General features: G+C 64.9%; 17 protein-coding genes. 5 read left to right on the top strand and 12 right to left on the bottom strand.

The genetic code is table 11. The features are described 5' to 3' along the window. Nucleotides 1-3: 3 nt before the first annotated feature. From narJ to ACRYLO_RS19005, 4 genes are read right to left on the bottom strand one after another with little or no spacing between them, the layout of a single operon-like run. Entirely contained in the window at nucleotides 4-708 is a 705-nt protein-coding gene (gene narJ / locus ACRYLO_RS19020) for a nitrate reductase molybdenum cofactor assembly chaperone (RefSeq protein WP_482661614.1), read from the bottom strand. Continuing rightward, a complete protein-coding gene (gene narH, locus ACRYLO_RS19015) occupies nucleotides 708-2234 on the bottom strand; it encodes a nitrate reductase subunit beta (RefSeq protein WP_482661613.1) in 1527 nt (508 codons plus the stop codon). The genes narJ and narH overlap by 1 nt, the downstream gene beginning before the upstream one ends. After that, complete coding sequence (locus tag ACRYLO_RS19010) at nucleotides 2231-5968, bottom strand: nitrate reductase subunit alpha (RefSeq protein WP_482661612.1); 3738 nt, start codon at nucleotides 5966-5968, stop codon at nucleotides 2231-2233. Before ACRYLO_RS19010 ends, narH begins: the two co-directional genes overlap by 4 nt. Then, nucleotides 5965-8712: a nitrate/nitrite transporter gene (locus ACRYLO_RS19005; RefSeq protein WP_482661611.1), complete on the bottom strand. Its 2748-nt coding sequence runs from the start codon at nucleotides 8710-8712 to the stop codon at nucleotides 5965-5967. The genes ACRYLO_RS19010 and ACRYLO_RS19005 overlap by 4 nt, the downstream gene beginning before the upstream one ends. Before the next feature lie 213 nt (nucleotides 8713-8925). Here ACRYLO_RS19005 and ACRYLO_RS19000 point away from each other — a divergent pair, with 213 nt between their 5' ends. Next, nucleotides 8926-9618 carry a helix-turn-helix domain-containing protein gene (locus tag ACRYLO_RS19000; protein WP_482661610.1) on the top strand — a complete coding sequence of 231 codons (693 nt, stop codon included), beginning with the start codon at nucleotides 8926-8928 and terminating at the stop codon, nucleotides 9616-9618. Nucleotides 9619-9636: 18 nt separating this feature from the next. On the opposite strand, the gene ACRYLO_RS18995 is transcribed toward ACRYLO_RS19000, so the two are convergent. Next, nucleotides 9637-10851 carry a hypothetical protein gene (locus tag ACRYLO_RS18995; protein WP_482661609.1) on the bottom strand — a complete coding sequence of 405 codons (1215 nt, stop codon included), beginning with the start codon at nucleotides 10849-10851 and terminating at the stop codon, nucleotides 9637-9639. A 75-nt stretch (nucleotides 10852-10926) separates the two neighbouring features. On the opposite strand from ACRYLO_RS18995, the gene ACRYLO_RS18990 reads away from it, so the two are divergent. Then, on the top strand, nucleotides 10927-11403 hold the full coding sequence (locus ACRYLO_RS18990) for a hypothetical protein (RefSeq protein ID WP_482661608.1): 477 nt from the start codon (nucleotides 10927-10929) through the stop codon (nucleotides 11401-11403). Here ACRYLO_RS18990 and ACRYLO_RS18985 read toward each other — a convergent pair. Next, nucleotides 11360-12130 (bottom strand): helix-turn-helix domain-containing protein, encoded by a 771-nt coding sequence (locus ACRYLO_RS18985; protein ID WP_224922734.1) that lies wholly within the window; start codon nucleotides 12128-12130, stop codon nucleotides 11360-11362. The two genes, ACRYLO_RS18990 and ACRYLO_RS18985, sit on opposite strands and share 44 nt — an antisense overlap. Before the next feature lie 186 nt (nucleotides 12131-12316). Between ACRYLO_RS18985 and hemN the strand changes: the two genes are divergently transcribed. After that, nucleotides 12317-13669, top strand: coding sequence for an oxygen-independent coproporphyrinogen III oxidase (gene hemN / locus ACRYLO_RS18980; RefSeq protein ID WP_482661607.1), 1353 nt, complete (start codon nucleotides 12317-12319; stop codon nucleotides 13667-13669). A gap of 18 nt (nucleotides 13670-13687) precedes the next feature. Here the strand turns inward: hemN and ACRYLO_RS18975 are convergent, their stop codons facing one another. From ACRYLO_RS18975 to ACRYLO_RS18960, 4 genes are all read right to left on the bottom strand, one after another. Then, nucleotides 13688-15934, bottom strand: coding sequence for an adenosylcobalamin-dependent ribonucleoside-diphosphate reductase (locus tag ACRYLO_RS18975; protein WP_482661606.1), 2247 nt, complete (start codon nucleotides 15932-15934; stop codon nucleotides 13688-13690). A gap of 228 nt (nucleotides 15935-16162) precedes the next feature. Next, nucleotides 16163-16930 carry a Crp/Fnr family transcriptional regulator gene (locus ACRYLO_RS18970; protein ID WP_482661605.1) on the bottom strand — a complete coding sequence of 256 codons (768 nt, stop codon included), beginning with the start codon at nucleotides 16928-16930 and terminating at the stop codon, nucleotides 16163-16165. A 36-nt stretch (nucleotides 16931-16966) separates the two neighbouring features. Continuing rightward, nucleotides 16967-17350 carry a response regulator gene (locus tag ACRYLO_RS18965; protein WP_224922741.1) on the bottom strand — a complete coding sequence of 128 codons (384 nt, stop codon included), beginning with the start codon at nucleotides 17348-17350 and terminating at the stop codon, nucleotides 16967-16969. Between the two features lie 59 nt (nucleotides 17351-17409). Further along, complete coding sequence (locus ACRYLO_RS18960; RefSeq protein ID WP_482661604.1) at nucleotides 17410-18099, bottom strand: alternative oxidase; 690 nt, start codon at nucleotides 18097-18099, stop codon at nucleotides 17410-17412. A gap of 82 nt (nucleotides 18100-18181) precedes the next feature. On the opposite strand from ACRYLO_RS18960, the gene ACRYLO_RS18955 reads away from it, so the two are divergent. Next, nucleotides 18182-19741 carry a PAS domain S-box protein gene (locus ACRYLO_RS18955; protein ID WP_482661603.1) on the top strand — a complete coding sequence of 520 codons (1560 nt, stop codon included), beginning with the start codon at nucleotides 18182-18184 and terminating at the stop codon, nucleotides 19739-19741. After that, nucleotides 19731-20342 (top strand): response regulator FixJ, encoded by a 612-nt coding sequence (fixJ, locus tag ACRYLO_RS18950; protein WP_482661602.1) that lies wholly within the window; start codon nucleotides 19731-19733, stop codon nucleotides 20340-20342. Before ACRYLO_RS18955 ends, fixJ begins: the two co-directional genes overlap by 11 nt. Nucleotides 20343-20359: 17 nt before the next feature. Here fixJ and ACRYLO_RS18945 read toward each other — a convergent pair whose 3' ends face one another. Beyond that, nucleotides 20360-20983: a NifU family protein gene (locus ACRYLO_RS18945; protein WP_482661601.1), complete on the bottom strand. Its 624-nt coding sequence runs from the start codon at nucleotides 20981-20983 to the stop codon at nucleotides 20360-20362. Between the two features lie 338 nt (nucleotides 20984-21321). Next, nucleotides 21322-22521, bottom strand: coding sequence for an NnrS family protein (locus ACRYLO_RS18940; protein ID WP_482661600.1), 1200 nt, complete (start codon nucleotides 22519-22521; stop codon nucleotides 21322-21324). Nucleotides 22522-22554 lie beyond the last annotated feature (33 nt).

Genomic DNA, 22554 nt, shown 5'->3' with positions numbered 1-22554 from the left:
GGTTCAGCTCCTGGTTGCCGGTTGGGCAGCAAGGGGGGCGCGCATCCGGTCAAGGATCGCGCTGACCTGCGGGCAGGCGGCGTTGGGGTCGGGCGCTGCGTCGGCGGTGAAGCGAATTTCCTCCTCCTCCCACTGCGCATCGAGGGTTTCGAGGTCCTGCGGATCCTCGACCGGCGGCAGCGCGTTGCGCGCCTCGGCATCCATTTCGATCCCCGCAATGTCGCACAGCAGCGCGAATACCGGGGCATAATCGGACTCGCGCGCCTCAAGCCGGGCGGCAAGCGCGATCAGCACGACGCCGGGTTCGGCGAGCGTTTCGCGCGCCACCGCGTCGGGCAGGGTCGAGCAATAGTCGAGGAACAGCGGCAGATAATCGGGCAGCTCATTCCCCTCCGGCTCAAGCCCGGCGTCGAGATAACGCGCGCGCAGATCGACCATCGCCTGCCCACGGTCGCGGCTTTCGCCATGAACATGTTCGAACAGGTGCAGGCTGTGCGCCCGGCCCCGGTCGAACAACTCGACATAGACTTCCTGCACCGCATAGATGTCGTCGGTGGAGAGGCGGTTCAGCAGCGGATCGAGCCGGGCCAGCGCCGCCGCCGGTACCGCCGGATCAGCCGCCAGCCGCGCGCGCAACTCGCCCGCCACCGCCTGTAGTTCGAGCGAGGGATATTGCAGCAGCAGCGAGATCAGATGGAGTGCGCGCATCAGAACACCTCCGTCGGGGTCTGGAGCTTCTTGCGCGCCGGGGCGCCAAACAGATTGGCCGAGCTGCTGCCGCCCGAACAGCCATTGCCGAACGAAAAGCCGCAGCTGCCCTTTTCCTCGAACATGTCCTCGGCATCCTCGCGATGGCCGGTCGGGATAACGAAGCGGTCTTCATAGTCCGCCAGCGCCATCACCTTGTACATTTCCTCGATCTGGGTACCGGTGAGCCCGACCGCCTCGGCGATGCCTTCGTTGCGCACCCCCTCGACCGTCTTGGCGCGCATATAGCCGCGCATCGCCAGCATCCGCTCAAGGCACAGCGCCACCGGCTCCTCGGCGCCTGCGGTAAGCAGGTTGGCGAGATATTTGAGCGGGATACGCAACGATCGCACATCGGGCATATTGTTGTTCACCGAAATCTGCCCGGCGCTCGCCGCCGCGTTGATCGGCGAGAGTGGCGGCACGTACCAGACCATCGGCAGCGTGCGGTATTCGGGGTGGAGCGGGAAGGCGACCTTCCACTCCATCGCCATCTTCCATACCGGCGAGTGGCGCGCGGCCTCCAACCAGTTCTCAGGCACGCCATCCTTGCGCGCCTGTGCGATCACCGCCGGGTCATTGGGGTCGAGAAAGATGTCGAGCTGCGCCTGATACAGATCCTCGACATTCTCCGCGCTGGCCGCCTCCTCGATGCGGTCGGCGTCATAGAGCATCACGCCGAGATAGCGGATGCGCCCGACACAGGTTTCGCTGCACACCGTCGGCTGCCCCGCCTCGATGCGCGGATAGCAGAAGATGCACTTTTCCGATTTGCCGGTTTTCCAGTTGTAATAGATCTTCTTGTACGGACAGCCCGACACGCACATGCGCCAGCCGCGGCACGCCTCCTGGTCGATCAGGACGATGCCGTCCTCCTCACGCTTGTAGATCGCGCCCGACGGGCATGCCGCAACGCAGGTCGGGTTGAGGCAATGTTCGCACAGCCGCGGCAGATACATCATGAAGGTATTTTCGAACTGGCCGTAAATCTCCTTCTGGACCCCTTCGAAATTATAGTCCTCCGAGCGCTTGGAGAATTCGCCGCCGAGGATCTCCTCCCAGTTCGGGCCCCATTCGATCTTCTCCATCCGCTCGCCCGAAATCAGGCTGCGCGGGCGGGCAGTCGGGAATGCCTTGCTCTCGCCCGCCTGCTGAAGATGGGCATAGTCGAAGGTGAAGGGTTCGTAATAATCGTCGATTTCGGGCAGGTCCGGGTTGGCGAAGATCTTCGCCAGCAGCCGCCACTTGCCGCCCATCTTGGGCCGGATCGACCCGCCGGGCGTGCGCACCCAACCGCCGTTCCAGCGCTTCTGATTCTCCCAATCCTTGGGATAGCCGATGCCCGGCTTGGTCTCGACGTTGTTGAACCAGGCGTATTCCATGCCCTCGCGGCTGGTCCACACATTCTTGCACGTTACCGAGCAGGTGTGACAGCCAATGCACTTGTCGAGGTTCAGGACCTTGCCGATCTGCGCGCGGATTTTCATGCTGCTGTCTCCCCGTCGGCCAGCGCGCCTTCGAGCCAGTCGACTTTGTGCAATTTTCGGACGATGACATATTCGTCGCGGTTGGAACCGACGGTCCCATAATAGTTGAAGCCATAGGCAAGTTGGACATAGCCGCCGATCATGTGCGTCGGCTTCAGCACCGCGCGGGTCACCGAATTGTGGATACCGCCGCGCTGACCGGTCAGCGGCGATCCGGGCACGTTGGTGATCTTCTCCTGCGCATGATACATGAACAGGGTGCCTTCCTTCATCCGCTGCGACACGACCACGCGGGCGACCAGCGCGCCATTGCTGTTGAAGGTTTCGACCCAGTCGTTGTCGACCAGCCCCGCCTTGGCCGCATCCACCTCGCTCATCCACACGATCGGTCCGCCGCGCGACAGCGTCAGCATCAGCAGATTGTCGGTATAGGTCGAATGGATGCCCCATTTCTGGTGCGGGGTGATGAAGTTGAGGATGACGTGCGGCGCGTCCTTCGCGATGTCGAGCATCGGCTTGACCGCCTTGGTATCGATCGGCGGGCGATAGACGCAAAAGCCCTCGCCAAAGGCGCGCATCCATTTGTGGTCCTGATAGAGCTGTTGCCGCCCGGTCAGCGTGCGCCACGGGATCAGCTCGTGGACGTTGGTATAGCCGGCATTGTAGCAGACATGCTCGCTCTCCAGCCCCGACCAGGTCGGTGAGGAGATGATCTTGCGCGGCTGGGCCTGGATGTCGCGGAACCGGATTTTCTCCTCTTCCTTCGGCAGCGCGAGATGGGTGTGGTCGCGACCGGTCTTCCTGGAAAGTGCGGCCCATGCCTTGACCGCGACCTCGCCATTGGTTTCGGGCGCGAGCATCAGGATCACCTCGGCCGCGTCGATCGCGGTTTCGATCTGCGGCATCCCCGTGGCGGGCCCTGCTTCGAGCACCGGCCCGTTGAGCGCGCGGAGATTGGCGACTTCATGGTCGGTGTTCCAGCCGATCCCCTTGCCGCCATTGCCGAGCGATTCCATCAGCGGCCCCAGCGCAGTGAAGCGTTTGTAGAGATTGGGATAGTCGCGCTCGACCACGGCCACGGTCGCCATTGTCTTGCCCGGAATCGGCTCGACCTGCCCCAGCCCCCAGTCTGCAACGTCATATGGTTGGGCAATCTCGTTCGGGCTGTCATGCTGGATCGGGGTCAGCACCACATCCTGCTCGACACCGAGCACTTCGGGCGCGATCTCCGAGAATTTCTTGGCGAGCCCCTTGTAGATGTCCCAGTCGCTGCGCGATTCCCACACCGGATCGACCGCCGCCGAGAGCGGGTGGATGAACGGGTGCATGTCCGACGTGTTCAGATCGTCCTTCTCGTACCAGCTCGCGGTCGGCAGGACGATGTCGGAATAGACGCAGGTGGTGGACATGCGGAAGTCGAGCGTCACCAGCAGGTCGAGCTTCCCCTTGGGCGCCTCGTCATGCCATTTGACCTCCTTGGGCTTCTGCGCGCCGGTTTCGCCCAGATCCTTCCCCTGAACGCCATGCGCGGTGCCGAGCAGGTGCTTCAGGAAATACTCGTGGCCCTTGCCCGACGAGCCGAGCAGGTTCGAGCGCCACACGAACATGTTGCGTGGCCAGTTGGCGGGATCGTCCGGGTCGAAGCAGGACAGTTCCAGCTCGCCGGACTTGAGCGCATCTGCGACATAGTCCTTCGCATCCTTGCCGCTGGCCTTGACCGCCTTCCCCACCTCAAGCGGGTTGGTCTTGAGCTGCGGCGCCGACGGCAGCCAGCCCATGCGTTCGGCCCGCGCATTATAGTCGATCAGGCTGGCGTCCCAGTCGCCATCGGGAGCGGTCGGCGACAGGATCTCGTCCACGCCCAGCGTCTCGTAGCGCCACTGATCGGTATGGGCGTAGAAGAAGCTGGTGGAGTTCATGTGCCGCGGCGGGCGGTTCCAGTCGAGGGCGAAGGCAAGCGCGGTCCAGCCGGTCTGCGGGCGCAGCTTTTCCTGGCCTACATAATGCGACCAGCCGCCGCCCGACTGGCCGACACAGCCGCACATCACCAGCAAGTTGATGATGCCGCGATAGTTCATATCCATATGGTACCAGTGGTTGAGACCGGCCCCCAGGATCACCATCGACTTGCCATTGGTCGCTTCGGCATTGCTGGCAAATTCGCGTGCGACGGTGATGATATGATCGGCCGGGACGCCGGTGATCCGCTCCGCCCAGGCTGGGGTGTAAGGGACCATCTCCCCATAATCGCGCGCGACATGTTCGCCGCCCAGTCCGCGGTCGAGGCCGTAATTGGCGCAGAACAGGTCGAACACTGTCGCGACATAGGCCTTGCCGCCCTTGAGCTGCATCTGACGCACCGGCACCCGGCGACGCAGGACGCTCGGATGATCGGTGCCCTGAAAATGATCATGTTCGCGATTCCCGAAATAGGGAAAGGCGACGTCGATCACTTCATCGTGATGGCGTTCGAGAATGTTGGTGAGACGCAGCTTGGTCGCATTGCCGCGCCCGTCGCGTTCCTCGAGATTCCATTTGCCTTCTTCGCCCCAGCGGAACCCGGCCGAACCGGACGGGACGACGACCTCATCGGCGATGTCGTCGATCGCGACCGTCTTCCAATCCGGGTTGTTCGCCTCGGCCAGGTCATCCAGGAAGTCGGCGGCACGCAACAGATTTTCCGGGACCCACGCGCCATCCTTTTCAACGAGGCGCACCAGCATCGGCATGTCGGAATATTTGCGGCAATAATCCTCGAAATATTCGGCCTGCCGGTCGAGATGATATTCGCGCAGGATGACATGGCCCATCGCCATGGCAAGCGCCGCATCGGTGCCCTGTTTCGGGTTCAGCCACAGGTCGGCGAACTTGGTCGCCTCGGCATAGTCGGGGCTGACCACGGCAACCTTGGTACCGCGATAGCGCGCCTCGGTCATGAAATGCGCGTCGGGCGTGCGGGTCTGGGGCACGTTCGAGCCCCACATCATCAGGAACCCGGCATTATACCAGTCCGCGCTCTCCGGGACGTCGGTCTGCTCACCCCAGGTTTGCGGCGAGGACGGCGGCAGGTCGCAATACCAGTCATAGAAGCTCATGATCGTCCCGCCGAGCAGCGAGAGGTAGCGCGAGCCGGCGGCATAGCTGACCATCGACATCGCCGGGATCGGCGAAAAGCCGATGACCCGGTCAGGCCCATGCGTTTTGACGGTATAGGCGTTGGCGGCGGCGATGATCTCGTTGACCTCGTCCCAAGTCGAACGCACGAACCCGCCATGACCGCGAATGCCGGTGTAGCTTTTGCGCTTGACCGGATCCTCGACGATCGAAGCCCAGGCCGCCACCGGGCTGTGCCGGAGCCGCGCTGCGCGCCACAGCTTCAGCAGCCGCGAGCGCACCATCGGGTATTTCAGCCGCTGGGCCGAATAGATGTACCAGGAATAGCTCGCCCCGCGCGGACAGCCGCGCGGTTCGTGGTTCGGCAGATCGGGCCGGGTGCGCGGGTAATCGGTCTGCTGGGTTTCCCAGGTAATGATCCCGCCTTTGACGTAGATCTTCCAGCTGCACGAACCGGTACAGTTCACGCCATGGGTGCTCCGCACGATCTTGTCGTGCTGCCAACGCTTGCGATAGCCGTCCTCCCAGTCACGATTCTGGTTGGTCGTTACGCCGTGGCCGTCGGCAAATGCCTGTTTCTTCTGGCGAAAGAAGGTCAGGCGGTCGAGAAGCTGGCTCATGCAGCGGCTCCTTTGGTAAATGCGGGAGTGATGGAAGTCGGGCGGGCAATCCCGCGTTCGATGTCATGAAGAAGGCCGCCACGCCTTGTGTAGGCGAACCAGGTCAGCGCGGCGCAGCTGGCGTAGAAGATCAGGAAACCCCACAGGGCCGCCATCGGCGAGCCGGTCGCGGCGATCGCGCTGCCGAAGCTCTTCGGGATGAAGAAGGCGCCATAGGCCGCGATCGCCGAGGTGAAGCCGACGATCGCCGCCGATTCCTTCTCCGCCTGGCGCAGTTGGGCTTCGGCGGGCAGGTGCGGCATCAGGCGCGGCACTTCACGGCGCATGATGTTGGGGATCATCTGGAAGGTGGAGGCGTTGCCGACCCCGGTCATGAAGAACATGAAGATGAACCCGGCGAGGAAGCCCCACCAGCTGCCCGCGTCGATCGCCGCCATCACCCCGAGCACGCCGAGGATCATCAGCACGAACACCCAGAAGGTAACCCGCGCCCCACCCCAGCGATCCGATACCCAGCCGGTGCCTGCACGGCTGAGCGCGCCGACCAGTGGGCCGAGAAAGACGAACTGGAGCACGTCGATCTGCGGAAATTGCTGCTTGGCGAGCAACGGCAGCCCGGCGGAGAAGCCGATGAAGCTGCCAAAAGTGCCGGTATAGAGCCAGCACATCAGCCAGTTATGCTTGCGCTGGAAGATCACCGCCTGCTCGGCAAAGCTCGCCTTGGCATCGGCAATGTCGTTCATTCCGAACCAGGCCAGCAGCGTGCTGGCAATGATGAACGGCACCCAGATGAAGCCGGCATTCTGCAGCCACAGTTGGCCGCCGGTAGCCGTCTCCTGGCCCGCCCCGCCCAGTGCGCCGAACACGCCTGCGGTAATCACCATCGGCACCGCAAACTGCATGACCGACACGCCCAGATTGCCAAGGCCGGCATTGAGCGCCAGCGCATTGCCCTTCTGCGCCTTGGGGAAGAAGAAGCTGATGTTCGACATGGACGAGGCGAAGTTGCCGCCGCCAAAGCCGCACAGCAGCGCCAGCACCAGGAAGATGAAATAGGGCGTATCCGGATTTTGAACGGCATAACCGATGCCAAAGGCCGGGATCAGCAGTGATGCGGTGCTGAGCGTCGTCCACAGCCGCCCCCCAAAGATCGGGACCATGAAGCTATAGAAGATGCGGAACGTCGCGCCCGACAGGCCGGGCAGCGCGGCCAGCCAGAAGAGCTGGTCGGTGGTATAGTCAAAACCGATCATCGGCAGCTTGGCGACGACGACCGACCACACCATCCACACTGCAAAGGCGAGCAGCAGCGCCGGAATCGAGAGGGTCAGGTTGCGCCGCGCGATGCGTTCGCCCCGAGTGCGCCAGAAATCGGGATCCTCGGGTGTCCATTGCGTCAGCACCCGGCTGGGCTGCGCAGCGGCGTGACGAGCTGCGTCGTGCAGGTCCGCCATTTCGGGGAATTGCGGCAGCGAGCGCGCGTCGATCCCGCTGGCCTTCTGTTCCATCTGGCGGATAGCAATGTGCATCCAGGCGAGCGCGATGCCGACCAACGCGAACAACACCATGAAGCAGCTGGTCCAGATGCCGGTCAGGTCGCTGACCGCACCGAACACGATCGGCAGCACGAACCCGCCAAGCCCGCCGACCATGCCCACCATCCCGCCGACCGCGCCGACGTGATTGGGGTAATAGACCGGAATATGCTTGAACACCGCCGCCTTGCCGAGTGACATGAAGAAGCCGAGCGCGAACACGGTGATGACGAACGGCACCAGGCCCATCGAGGTGGTGAAGGTGATGTCGCCATCGATGCCGTGGATCACATAGTCGGTCGCCGGGTAGGACAGCATGAACAGGCAGATCAGCGACACGCCGAAGGTGGCGTACATGATCCGGCGCGCGCCATATTTGTCCGACAGCATCCCGCCATAGGCGCGGAACAGGCTGGCCGAGAGCGAGAAGGTCGCCGCGAGCATGCCCGCCACCTTCACATCCACGCCATAGAGGCCGACCATATATTGCGGGAGCCACAGCGCGAGCGCGACAAAGGCGCCGAACACGAAGAAATAATAGAGCGAGAAGCGCCACACCTGTTCGTTGCGCAACGGGGCGAGCTGATCCTTGAGGCTGCGCGCGCCGATCCCCGCTGCCTTGCGTGCGGCATAGTCGGGGTCGTCGCGCGCGAACAGGTAGAACAGCACCGCGACGACCGCGAGCGTCCCGGCCCATATCTGCGCCACCCCCTGCCAGCCGACCGCGACCATCACCCACGGGGCGAGGAATTTGGTCACCGCCGCGCCGACATTGCCCATGCCGAAAAAGCCGAGCGCAGCGCCCTGCCGCTCGATCGGATAGAATTTAGAGACATAGGCGACGCCAACCGCAAAGCCGCCACCCGCCAGGCCCAGGCCGAGCGCAGCGAGCAGCATGAGATAGTAATTGCCGCTGTAGGACAGCAGGAAGGTCGCCGCCGCCGAGCCGAGCATGGTCAGCGGAAACACGATCCGCCCGCCGAACTGGTCGGTCCAGATGCCCAGCATGAGGCGGACCAGCGACCCGGTCAGGATCGGCGTGCCGACCAGCAGACCGAACTGGGTATCGTTGAGGCCGAGCTCTGCCTTGATCTCGATGCCGATGATCGCAAAGATCGTCCACACGGCAAAACAGATGGTGAAGGCAAAGGTACTCAGCCCAAGGGCAAGCCCCTGTTGTCCTTCGGTCGCTGGCTGTCCGGCCCCCATGTCGAGCTCCCGTCACAAATCAAGTTCAGGGGTTCGCGGTGGAGGCTATCATGACCATCCCGGTTGATCAGGATCAAAAAGGGAGATTGGGCGCGCCGAAAAGCCGGTCCGCCTGACCTATGCCCGGCGATATGCCGACGCGGATCAACCCCCTGATTGATCAGAATCAATTCAACCGCTAGGCTCCAGACTGGCCGGAGATGAAGTGAATTGATGCGAATCGGCGAAAAGCCCGAAATTGCCCGCCTGCCGCTGTTCGGCGACATGGACGAGGGGATGCGCGAGCGCGTGCTTTCGGGCTCGTTCCTCCAGGTGTTTCCGCCACAGCTGACGCTGTTCGAGACCGGCCAGCGTGCTGATTTCCTGCATGTGCTCGTCGATGGCCTTGCCGAACTCTATGTGACCGCGTCAGGGCGCGACACGACGATGCGGATTGTCGAGCCGGTCAACAGCTTCATCCTCGCGGCGGTGGTCACCGACCTGCCCTATCTGATGTCTGCGCGCACGCTGGTCGCATCGCGCGTCCTGCTCGTGCCCGCAGCCTTGATGCGCGAGGTGATCCGCAAGGACACCGCGCTGATGCAGGCGACGATGCATGAGCTGGCGCTGGGATATCGCGATTTCGTCCGCGCGCTCACCGACCTCAAGCTGCGCCAGTCGGCGGAGCGGCTGGCCAACCATCTGCTCGACTATAGCGCCCAGCGCGGCGGCGCGAACGCGTTCGAACTGGGGGGGGAGAAGCGGATGGTCGCGTCGCTGCTCGGCATGACGCCGGAGAATCTGTCGCGCGCCTTCGGCACACTGCGTAGCCATGGGATCGAGATATCCGGCGCCCGTGTCCAGATCACCGATCGCGCGGCGCTTGCCGCCTTTGCCCGGCCCGATCTGGTGCCGCCCGACCGCTGACCGGCGGCACCAGCGCGTTCAGAAGCCCAGCTGCACCGAAAACCACGCCTTGGTCGTGTCGGTCGCGAACCGGTCGGCGCGATAGCGGGCGAATTTGGCGGTCACCGACAAGTCGGGGCGGATCGGATAGTGCCCCAGCAAGTCGAGCTCGCCGCCATAGCGCCGGTCGATCGCGGTGGCGCGGAAGTCGTGATAGATCGCGCGCAACGCCAGCCCCTTGAGCGGCGACCCGGCACCGAAACGATAGCCCAGCTCGCCATAGAGGTCGCGCAGCCCGGTCGCCGGAGTGGTCAGGAATTTGTCGGCCCAGCCGTTAAACGCGTGCAGCGTGGCGAGCGGCGTCCGCACCGCCGCCACTCCATTGCCGTCGAGCCGTTCCAGACCGGCCTTTGCCGTCCAGCCACCACGCGCTATGCCCGGTTCGACGAGCAGATAGCCAAGATCGAACCGGACCGGACCGCGCCCCCAATCCGTCTGCCGCGCATAATCGACGACATAGGTCAGGCTGAATCCACTCCCCACCGGACGTGCGCCCGAAATGCGTGCACCCAGAGTCCGCGACTGCGTCCCCAGCAGCGGCAAATCGAGCCAATAGCCATAGGCCGACAGCTCACCGACCGGCTTTGCCTGATAGGAGATCTGCGCGGCATGGATCCTGGCATCGCGCACCACGCCCTGCGGCGAGTCGGGCCCGAACACCCGATCCACCCGCCAGCTGTGCAGCGCGTCGAGGGTGAGTCCGGCCCGTGGACGCAGCGTCACCCGTGCCAGGTCAAGGGTCTGGTCGTTCTGACGCCAGTCGACCGAGCCGATCCAGCGCTGGTTGCCAAGATTGACGTTGTGCCGCCCCACCGACAGCTCAATTGCGGCATCGGGGCGCCAGTGGACATAGGCCTGGTTGAGATGGACCAATCCGGGGTCCGCCACCACCGGATAGCTGGTCTTGCCGTTCACCGTGTCGTTGAACGATTCAGGCCCCAGCCGGGCGACGGTTTCGCCCTCGACGTGCAGGCTCAGCCCCTTCCAGGCATCGAGCCGCGCGCCGGCCCGCAGCCGCAGGGTCGAAGCGGCGGCCGTTTCGGGCAGGCCAGCCTGATCGACCAGCTCGACCCGGTAGCGCAGCTCCACATAGGGATCGATCGAAGGTGCGGATGACTCCTGCGCCTGTGCCGCTACCGGCATGGCAATCAGCGGCAGCAGCGCGAGCGGGATCAGGGGCAGGCGATTGTCCATGCGCGATTGCTAGCCCATCGCCACGACCGGCATTTGATCTGGCGCAACTTTTCCCGGCACATCTGGTGCACGGTCATGTCGATGGAGATCGACTGGTTCACCCTCGCCCGCGTCCTGCACATCGTGTCCGTCGTCGGATGGATCGGCGGAGTCTGGTTCGTGACCTTTGTCATCATGCCGGCGATCGCCCGTGCGGAGCCGCCTCAACGGCGGCTCGCGGCATTTCACCGGATCGAACAGGGATTTTCGGCGCAGGCGCGCTGGTGGGTGGCGATTGCCGGAGGATCCGGCTTCTGGATGACGTGGCAGGCGGATCTGTGGTCGCGTTTCACCGATCCGGGAATGTGGTGGATGCATGCGATGCTGGCGCTGTGGCTGGCGTTCGCGCTGATGCTGTTCGTGATCGAGCCGCTCGCGCTGCACCGACGCATGGCGCAATCGCCCGCCCCCGCCGCTGACTGGCGGCGGATGGTGCGGCTGCATCGCATCCTGTCGGTCGCGGCGCTGATCACACTCCTTGGCGCGATGGCTGGAGCGCATGGCCTGATCTAGGGTCGCGCGTGATGAACGCGTCGGATGCAGGTGCGCGTGGCTCGACATTGCCCGCCTGACGCGCCAGTTCCGCCGCATCGTGCAGGATCACGCACGATCGGCCGCGGGTTTCGATGATCCCGGCATCCTTCAGCTCACCGATCTGACGGCTCACGGTTTCGATCGTGAGGCCGAGGCTGTCGGCAATGTCCCGCCGCGACATCGGCAGGTCCATGCATCCCGGCACATGATCGCGGCAGTCGAGTCGCTCGGCCATCGCCAGCAGAAATCCGGCAACGCGTTCGCGCGCGGTCTTCTGCCCCAGATTCACCGCCTTGTCCCGACAGCGGAACAGGGCGGTTTGCGAGCGTTCGAGCAAGAGTCGCAGCACGCGTGGGCTGACCGCTGCGCGATCATAGAAGCCTTGCGCTGGAAACAGCGCCAGGCTGCAATCGCGCAACGCCGTGAGCACATGGCGATGCAGCCCTTCGGCCGGGATCGAGATGATGTCCCCGGCAAAGTGAAAGGCGACGATCTGCTGCCGCCCGCGTGATGCGAGCGCCCCGAGCTTGGTCGCGCCATCGGCCACGAAGGCGAGTGTCGCGATGGTCGAATCGGTTTCGAGCGTTTCGCCCCGACGGACCCGGACCCGGCGACCGATCTGATCGATCTGACGCGCGAACTCGCCCGCCGCGTCGATGCCCAGCAGCGCGCGCAGGACGGTCGAACACGGATCGGCATGTACCATCGCGCGCCCTTTCTTCGTCGGCTGGCTGCGATCATGCCTGTGTTCAGCAGCACTCAATTGATGGAGATCAAATGCGATGCAGCGGCCGCCCGGTTCCCCCGATCGCCATCCGGTGCGTTCCCGAGGCGAAGTCTTCCGGCACAGAAGGTAGAGCCGGTCAAGCCCTACTCCAAGGAGCCACGCCGAGTGACCCCCGACCTGCTCGCCCGCTACGCCGACCGACCGCTGCCCCGCTATACGAGCTACCCGACCGCACCGCATTTTGCGGCCGGGATCGATGGCGCCGACTATGCTGCCTGGCTTGCCGCGCTGCCGCCGGAGGCGCCGGTGTCGCTGTATCTGCACGTCCCCTTCTGCCGGTCGATGTGCTGGTACTGTGGATGCCACACCACGATTACCGCTCGCGAAGCGCCGGTCACTCGCTACCTCGACGCGCTGTCGCGCGAGATCGACTGGGTGGCTGAACAGATCGGGCATGCGCCGCCCGCACGCCATGTCCATTTCGGCGGCGGAACGCCCAGCCTCATGCAGCCGGGGCAGTTCGTGGCGCTGATGGACCGGCTGCACCAGCGCTTTCGCTTTGATGATATGAGCGAGGTCGCGATCGAGCTTGACCCGCGCACGCTGGCCCCGGCGATGACCGCGGCACTGGCAGAAGGCGGGGTGACTCGCGCCAGTCTTGGCGTCCAGAGCTTTGATCCGAAGGTTCAGCGCGCGATCAACCGCGTGCAAAGCCTCGCCGAAACGGCGGCGGCCACCGAAGGACTGCGCGCCGTCGGCATTGCGGCGGTGAATTTCGACCTGATCTATGGCTTGCCCTACCAGACGCTGGAGTCGTGTCGCGACACGGTGGCCCAGGCGCTGACGCTGTTGCCCGACCGCTTTGCCGTCTTTGGCTATGCCCATGTTCCCGACTTCAAAAGCCACCAGCGCAAGATCCACGCCGCGACCCTGCCCGGTGGTGCCGAGCGCCATGCGCAGGCGGAGGCAATAGCCGCGCTGCTGCAGGACGCTGGCTATGTCCGGATCGGGATCGACCATTATGCACGCCGCGACGACCCGCTCGCCATTGCCGCCCGATCGGGCACGCTGCACCGCAATTTTCAAGGCTATACGACCGACGCCTGCGATACGCTGATCGGGTTTGGCGCTTCATCGATCGGGCGGTTGCCCATGGGCTATGTGCAGAATGCCGTCCGGATTGACGCCTATCGCGACGCCGTCGATCGGGTGGGGACGGCGATCGCGCGGTCCTGTCGCTTCAGCGAACAGGACCGGCTGCGCGGCGAGATCATCGAACGGCTGATGTGCGACTATAGCGTCGATCTCCCCGAAATCTGCGCACGGCACGATGCGGATCCCACGGCGTTGATCGCCAGCGCCAGCGGGCTCGGCGCGCTGGAGGAGGACGGGCTGATTACCGTGCGCGACGGCGTGATCGCCGTCGCGCCGGGGGCACGACCGCTGGTGCGGGCGGTTGCCGCCGCGTTCGATGCCTATCTCGACCGCAGCCCGGCGCGCCATTCACGCGCCGTCTGATCCGCCCGCCCGCGCCGTTCAACTGCAGCGCGAATAGCCGCATTCAAGACAGCTGGCGCAACCCTCCGACTTGATCAGCGCCGCCGCACCGCAGTGCGGACAAGAGCGCGGCACCGCCTGCACGCCCGGGTCGGCCGCTGCCTGATGGTCGGCCGGCGGCGCTGCGGGCGCGGCGCCCTCCCCGGGCTCAAGACCGGCGATATGCCGTTCGATCACCCCGCCGATCGCAGCCGGCAGCGACGGGACATAGCGGCCATGGATCCACCCGCCGCCGCGCGGATCAAACACCGCCTTCAATTCCTCGGCGACGAAGGACACGTCGGCGGCCCGGCGGAACACCGCCGAAATCATCCGCGTCAGCGCCAACGTCCAAGCATAATGCTCATTATTCTTCGAATTGACGAAAATCTCGAACGGTCGTCGCCCTTCGCCGCTCTCGACATCGTTGATCGTCACATAAACCGCGTGCGGCCCGTCGGGCCAGCGCAGTTTGTAGGTGGTGCCGTCGAGCGCTTCGGCGCGGGGCGCGAGCGCCTGGTCGGTCGCGACCACCGCGTCGACCTTGGGGGTGGGCGTGGTGCTGAGGATCGATCCGGTCACCGGGTTGGGGCGATAGGTGGTCAGCCCTTTGCAGCCGAGATGATAGCCCTCGATATAGATGTCGGCAAAGGCGTCGAAGCTGATATCCTCCGGGCAATTGACCGTTTTGGAGATTGAACTGTCGATCAACGCCTGGGCCGCGGCCTGCATCGTCAGATGGTCGGATGGCGTCAGCGTCTGGGCGCTGACGAACAGCGCTTCGGGCGGCGACAGATCGCCCTTCTCGCGACGCCAGACCTGCATCGCGTAATCCTCGACCGCCTGCTCGCGCGTGCTCCCGTCGGGCTGACGGATCCGGCGGGTATAGGCATAGGCAAAGACCGGCTCGATCCCGGAGGAGACATTGCCCGCCAGCAGCGAGGTGGTGCCGGTCGGCGCGATCGAGGTCAGGCAACCATTGCGCAGGCCATAGGCTTCGATCAGCGCCCGGGTTTCGGCATCGAGCGATGCAATGTTCGGCCGCTCGAGCATCACTTCGTCATAGGTCGGGAAGCTGCCCTTCTCCTCTGCCAGCATCGCCGAGGCGCGATAGGCTTCGCGCTTGATCACCCCCAGCCAGCGCCGGGTCAGCGCGACCGCCGCACTGCTGCCATAGGTAGCGCCGCAGAACAGCAACGCATCGGCAAGGCCGGTGATGCCCAGCCCGATCCGGCGCTTGGCGCGCGCTTCGGATTCCTGTTCGAACAAGGGATAGCGCGACAGATCGATCACATTGTCGAGGAAGCGGACGGCGGTACGGGTGAGGTCCGCCAGCGCCTCCTCATCAAGTTCGGCACCGTCGGCAAAAGGCCGCTCGACCAGCCGGGCGAGGTTGATCGAGCCCAACAGGCAAGCCCCATAGGGGGGCAGCATCTGCTCGCCGCACGGATTGCTCGCCGCGATGCTCTCGCAATGCGCCAGATTGTTGGCGGCGTTCACGCGATCGACAAAGATCACGCCCGGCTCAGCGGTGTCATAGGTCGCGCGCATCAACCGCTCCCACAGCGCCCGCGCCTGGACCGTGCGATAGCATTGCCCGCCAAAGACCAGCGGCCAGTCGCCATCCGCGGCCAGCACCTGCATGAAGGAATCGGGCACCAGCACCGACACGTTGAAATTGCGCAGGCGCGCCGGATCCCGCTTGGCGTCGATGAACGCCTCGATATCGGGATGGTCGATGCGCAGACAGCCCATCATCGCGCCGCGCCGCTGCCCCGCCGACTCGACGGTGCGACACATCGCGTTCCAGCAATCCATGAAGCTGAGCGGGCCGGATGCCTCTGCACCGACGCCGCGTACCGCGCTGCCCGATGGGCGGATCGTCGAGAAATCCATGCCGACGCCACCACCCTGCTGCATCGTCATCGCGGCTTCGCGCAGATGCGCGAATATGCCTTCAAGACTGTCGGGAATCGTCCCCATGACGAAACAGTTGAACAAGGTGACCGAACGCTCGGTCCCGGCCCCCGCCAGTATCCGGCCAGCGGGGATGAAGCGGAAATCCCGCAACGCGTCCTCGAACCGCGCGCGCCAGACCGGGCGCAGCGCCTCCACCTCCACCTCGGCAACGGCGGCCGCGACGCGGGCGATGGTCGCGTCGATCGTGGAGTCACCCTCCCCCGGCGCGGGCGAAAACCGGTATTTTGCGGTCCAGATTTCTTCGGCCAGTGCGTTCTCAAAGTCCATGCGCGTCCTCACTGCAATGCTGAGCTGACAGTCTGGCGCGCGGGCGGTGGGCCGACTTGACCTGACTCAAATGCGGAACTGACCGGCCTTTTTTGTGAGGCGGCGACTAAGATCGCTTAAAAAAATCGGCGGCAGGGGATCACCGCTGCCGCCAAGTCGTGGAGGGTTTGGGTACAACCCAATTGCCGGGGTACGTGCTTACGCGCTCGGCCGCTTGCGCCAGCTCAATTACGCCCGCGCCGGCGCGAATTTGACGTCGCTCATTTCCCAGCGACAGGCACTGTCGCGCAGCGCCACCGGGTCCAAAATATAGAGCTCATGCACCCCGAGCATGCGGATCAGCCCGGCCGCCTTCAATGCGCCCAGCTCGCGACTGACCGTTTCGATCCGCAACCCAAGATAATCGGCCATGTCCATACGCGACATCGGCAGCGCGACGCGTCGCGGTTCACTCGGAAATTGTTCTGAATGGTTCGCCATGTCGAGCAGGAAACTTGCGAGACGTTCGCTCGCCGTCTTTCGGCCCAACAGGACCACTTGCTCGCGCACCACCGCCAACTCGCGCGCGGCGGCGGCATAGAGCCCCTTTTGCATCTGCGGATGCGCGCTGACGAACGCGTCGAACCGCGTGCGACTGAACTGACACAGTTCGGCGCTGCCGATTGCCTCGGCGGTAAAGGGATGCTCCTCCTCCAGGGTGAGACCGATGAAGTCCCCCGGAAAGGCAAAGCCGGTCACCTGTCGCCGACCGTCGGGCAAGTGCCGCGACAGGCGCAGCGCGCCATGGGTCAGGGTGTAGACATGCGTCACCGCATCGCCCTCCCAGCACAGCGCCTGGCCAGGCGACAATTTGCGGGTGACCCCGTTGCGGCGATATTCAGCCAGCTCGACCTGAGTCAGCGTGTTGCACAGGGCGGTGTCGCGGACGGTGCAACCATGACAGGGATGCCCCAGCGCGATATGCGGGTCAGCGGTAGCCAGATTGCTGAAATACATGCGATTTCCCCTCTTCGATGCGTTCGCCGATAGCGTTCAGGCGTGGAGCGGGCGTGCCACTTGCTTGATCAATTCCCGCGCGACCGTGGCGAGTTCGTCGCAGAGCAATGGCTTTTCGACCAACCGGGCACCCACCGCCCCTACCCGCTCAAGCAGGCGCGGGGTCGGGTTGCTGGTGATGATGATCGCCGGCGCCTGTTCCCCCGACGCGTGTAGCCAGGCGAGCAGCGAGAGCCCGTCCATCCCCGGGAGCCGCTGGTCGATCACGACACATGCGTATCGTCGCGACATTTCCCGCCCGACAACCTCCTCCGCGCTTTCGAACGCAGCGACGTCGAACCCTTCGATTTCGAGCGCGAAGCTGATCGATGATCGCACTGCGGGGTCGTCATCGACAAGAAGGATGCTGGGACGGGACATAGCAACAGTCCTTTGGGCGACGGTCCTTTGGGGGCGGCGTTGTGCCGCCCCGCATGAGGTCAGGCGGCCTGTTTCCAGACGGGCTCAAGCGCCTGATGCGGCGGACAAGGCGCCACCGCACAAGGCGGCAGTCCGGCCAGTTCGTTGGCATAGCCATGGTTGACGTCGCGATGATGCGCCTCGTCCGCCCGCACGACGAGCACCACGTCGCGCAGCGTCGCGTCTTCAGCCAGCCCCCAATAGCGCTTCGCGATTTCCGGCGCGGGAACATTCTGCGAGCGCCCCTCGTCGATCTCGGCCAGATAATGAGTGTAGCTGATGACCGCCTCTTCCTCGAAATAACCGACGACGCGGTGCGCGGTCTTTGCGCTGATCAGGTAGAGCGCGAAAAAGGCGAGGTAGAACACCCATTGCGCGCCGAGGATCACCGCGCGCTCATACCAGGTCGGCTTGCACACCGCGACGAAGGTCATGAGGTGCATCCGCTCATTCTCCGCCTCGTCCATCAGCGTCTTGATCCAGCCGCGATCGTCACACATGCGGCGCAGGCATTTGAGGTGATTAAGCGTCGCGCCGACCATTCCCGGCACCGCGGCAACCGTCTCCAGCACGACCGCACGATGCCCGTAGCGCTCCGCGAAAAACGTGTCGGCGATCCAGCGCAGGCTCTTGGTAAAGCCGAGGGCAACCCGGTCGGACAGCCCGCGCGGGGCGTGGTGAACGGTGAGGTCGATATACGGGGCAATCATTTTGAATTATCCTTTCCGCCTGGATATTTGATCCACAGCAAGTGCATGGCGGATTCTAGGCTGCGACTGTGGGAGCGGGAATTTGGGTTTTCATCCTAAGGGACGCACCGGAGGTGACAGCGGCGCCGGAGCCGCGTTCCCGCCGACGCTGAAGGACGGCGCGGTGCCGCGCCCGCTGCTCGACCGGCTCGACCCGGTCTCGTCGCTGGTGGTTGCCCTTGTGGTGATCGCAGTCGCCTTTGCGCTCCGCCTCGCGCTCGATCCGCTGTTGCAGGAGCGGGCAACCTATATCTTCTTCGTCCCCGGAGTGGTGATCGCCGCACTGGGCGGGCTGCGCCCCGCGCTGCTCACGACCGCGCTGGGCGCGGGAGCGGGCGTGCTGGCCGACAGCATGACCGGTCAGGTTCTCACCGGGGACTGGATCGCCGCCAGCGTGTTCCTGGCGATCGGCACCGCGATCGCGGCGGGCGGCGCGTGGCTGCATCGTGCGCGCGAACGCGCGGCGGAAATCACCCGCCAGCTGTCGGCGCGGGAAGCGCATCTCACCTCGATCCTCAAGACCGTGCCGGACGCAATGATCGTGATCGACGAAGCCGGGCTGATCCGCGATTTCAGCGACACCGCCGAGCGCCAGTTCGGCTGGCGCGCCGACGAAGTGACGGGGCGCAACGTCTCCATGCTGATGCCCTCCCCCTATCGTGAGGCGCATGACGGATATCTCCAGCGCTACTACCGCACCGGCGAGCGGCGGATCATCGGCGTCGGCCGCGTCGTGGTGGGCGAGCGCAAGGACGGATCGACCTTTCCGATGGAGCTGGCGGTTGGCGAAATGGCGCTGGCGGAAGGGCGATTCTTCACCGGCTTTGTCCGCGACCTCACCGAACGGCAAAAGACCGAGACACGGCTTCAGGAATTGCAGAGCGAGCTGGTCCATGTCTCCCGCCTCACCGCGCTGGGCGAAATGGCGTCGGCGCTGGCGCATGAACTCAATCAGCCGCTCAGCGCGATCGGCAATTATCTGATGGGCAGCAAGACGTTGCTGGGCCGCGACCCGGTTCCGCACGAACGGGTCGCCGACGCGGTCGATCGCGCCGCCAAGGAAGCGCTGCGCGCCGGGGAGATCATCCGCCGCCTGCGCGATTTCGTGTCGCGCGGCGAAACCGAGCGGCGGCTGGAAAGCCTGCCCAAGCTGCTGGAAGAGGCGAGCGCGCTGGCGCTGGTCGGCGCCAAGGAGCATGACGTGCGGGTGCGGATCGACATCGACCCCGCGATCGACCTGGTGCTGGTCGACAAGGTGCAGATCCAGCAGGTGATCCTGAACCTCGTCCGCAACGCCGTCGATGCGATGACCGAAAGCGAGCGACGCGCCCTGTCGATCAGCGTCCGCCCGGCGGGTGACGCCATGGCCGAAGTCATCGTCGCGGATACCGGCCCCGGCATCCATCCGGACATTGCCGGGCAATTGTTCCAGCCCTTTGTCACGACCAAGCGGACCGGGATGGGGGTCGGCCTGTCAATCTGCCGCACGATCGTGGAGGCCCATGGCGGGAACATTTCGGTCGGTGACACACCGGACGGTGGCGCCACCTTCCGCTTCACCATTCCCAGCGTCAGTAAAGAGGAACTCGAGAATGCCAGCTGAGCCGGTAGTCCATATCGTCGATGATGACGAAGGCGTGCGCAGCTCGCTCTCCTTCCTGCTCGAATGTTCGGACCTGACGACCCGCACCTATGAATCAGCGGTCGAGTTTCTGAAGGCGGTTCCGACGATGGCCCGCGGCTGCATCATCACCGATGTGCGGATGCCGCAAATCAGCGGGATGGAGCTTGTCACACGGCTCAAGGATCTTGGCGTCGGCGACCCTGTAATCGTCATCACCGGCCATGCCGATGTTCCGATGGCGATTGCCGCGCTGCGCCAGGGAGTGGCCGACTTTATCGAAAAGCCGTTCAGCGACGAGGCGATCCTGCTTGCGGTGCGTTCGGCGCTGGCCAAGCAGCAGAGCCGCGGCGAGGTCGAGATCGAACGCGACGCAATCCAGCAGCGGCTGGCGACCCTGTCCGGACGCGAACGCGAGGTGATGGACGGTCTGATCCTTGGCAAGGCGAACAAGGTTATTGCCTTTGACCTCGATATCAGCGCCCGGACGGTCGAGGTCTATCGCGCCAATGTGATGACCAAGATGCGCGCCCGGACCCTGTCCGAACTGGTCCGCATGGCGATGATCGCACAACTGGGCTGAGCTTGGCGCGGGCGCGCCTAATGCGTACCCCATTTGCGCGCGACCCAGTCGCGAAAACGCGCGCGCGGATCGTGCAGCGTCGCGGACGGATCTTCGGCGGCGGCAACGCGCACCACCTCCGGCACCCAGCGCCGCACGGTCTGTTCGATCCCGCGCTTCAACGTGATCGGTCCGGAGGGGCAGCCGCCGCATGCTCCGGTCATCCGGATCCACGCCGTGCCGGAGTCGGCGTCGAAGCGGATGAGCATCGCGTCACCGCCATCGGTGCCAAGGCTGCGCCGCACCCAGAGGTCGAGCACGTCTTCGATGTGCTGTTCGATTTCGCTGCGCTCCGGACGGACCGCCGCGATCGCGACGACAGTCGGTTCGAGATCGATCGCCGGCATTTCGAGCAGCGCGAACGCAATTTGCGGGCGCAACGCTTCCCAGTCGCGCACCGGATCGTCCCGCACCACGGTGACGAAGTCCGGACCGATCATCACCCGTACGATACCTTCGATCGCCAGCAATGCGACCGCGAGCGGATCGGCGGCGCGCTCGCCCAGCATGAACTGGCGCGGGGGGCCGGACGGCAAAGGGCGATCCGGCACGATCCGCAGCGCGTCGGGGTTGGGGGTCGTCTCAAAGACGATCGCACTCATGACATTGCCGGGTGACCGGAGCAGCCGACCGGCCCACGGGCACGCTCTGTCCGAACGGCAAGCCATCGCCACAACAGACGCCACGGCATGGCGATGCGGGCGGGCGGGCATCGGGGCGAAACGAGCCTGTCGCAGAACGCGTCGGGTCCGCCGGGCATCCCCGTTGGCCATAACAGGGCAATGTCACGCTCGGTGATCGTGGCGTTCGTCTGCAACATGGCCTGAACCTTCAATGTGAGAAGCGACGCAGGTAGGATGCCAACTCGCACCCTTGCCGCCAATTCGGTCACGTCCCTAAGGGCGCTACCGGAGGTGGGCCGGCGCGTCGCCGCAGGCGCTCAGGGGCGGCCATCCGGCCGCGCGTCGAGCAGATACGGGCCATAGGTCCACAGGAACAGGATGAACGCCCCGCTCCACAACAGGCCGCTGACCATCACGGTCTGGAGATAATCGAACGGAAGCGCAGCGGCAGCGACGCGCAACGCCGCGCCGACCGTTACCAGCGTGTAGATAGCCCGCGTCCAGCCATCCGCATGCAGCGTCCGGCCGGTATGGCCGAGCGTAGCGCGGGTCATCACCGCCAGCGTCATCGACGCCATCGCCCCGGTCCCCAGCGCATGCAGCCCGGTCGATGCGGGCATTCCCGGCAGATAGCCAGCGAGGCCGAGCAGAACCAGGCCGATCGGTAGCCAAGCGTAGGAAATATGAAGCATCAGCACCAAGGGGTCATGCCGCGTGCGCAGGCCAGACCAGCGCGCGAGCCGGATCGCCTGCAGCGCCCCGGCGGCGATCAGCAGCGTCGCTGTCCACGCGCCCTCCGGCGTAAGCGTCCACGCGACCAGCGCCAGCGCCAGGACGGCCAGGGTGGCAATATCGAACCGGCCCGGCTGGGTCGGCAACCGCTGCGTCACCCCCTGTTTCGCGAGCCAGTTGCGGGTGAAGGAGGGGACGATCCGTCCCCCGATCAGGGCGATGAGCATCAGGACCGTGCCAAACCCGAGCCGCCACCCGAGTCCCGCTGGCACATCGACGCCCAGTGCCGCGCCATGGTCGAGTGCGCTCGCGCAGGTGAGCACCGCGATCACGATGACGACTGGCAGGTTGCGGTTCTTCGCCGCGATCACTTCGCGCGCGGCGACGAAAGCGAGCGTGGCGAGGAAGCCGATATCTAGTACCGCCGCGAGCAACGTGCCCAGCACGCCGGAGAACAGCACCGCGACGCGTGCCGCGAGCCAAAGCCCCGCAAACAGCGCGAGTCGCCCGCCCGCCATCGGCAGTCGGCCGGTCCAGTTGGGGATCGCCGTCAGCAAGAAGCCGGCAATGACCGCGCCGAGATAGCCGAACAGCATCTCGTGCCGGTGCCAGGCGAGCGCATCGAATGCGGTGGGCAATGTCACCACCCCCGCCAGCGCGGCGAGCCATAACGCGACAACGACGAGCGACCAGATGGCTCCCCCCAAGAAGAACGGCCTGAAACCGCCCCGCCATAGCGGTGGCAAAGCCATCAGGCGGCGGTGGCGATGGTCTTTGGCCTTCATCGATCGGGTTCCCACTGGCACTTGCCGCCTTGT

Source organism: Sphingomonas sp. SDUR79 (genome assembly GCF_056821745.1).
This window is presented reverse-complemented; position numbering and strand designations above follow the sequence as displayed.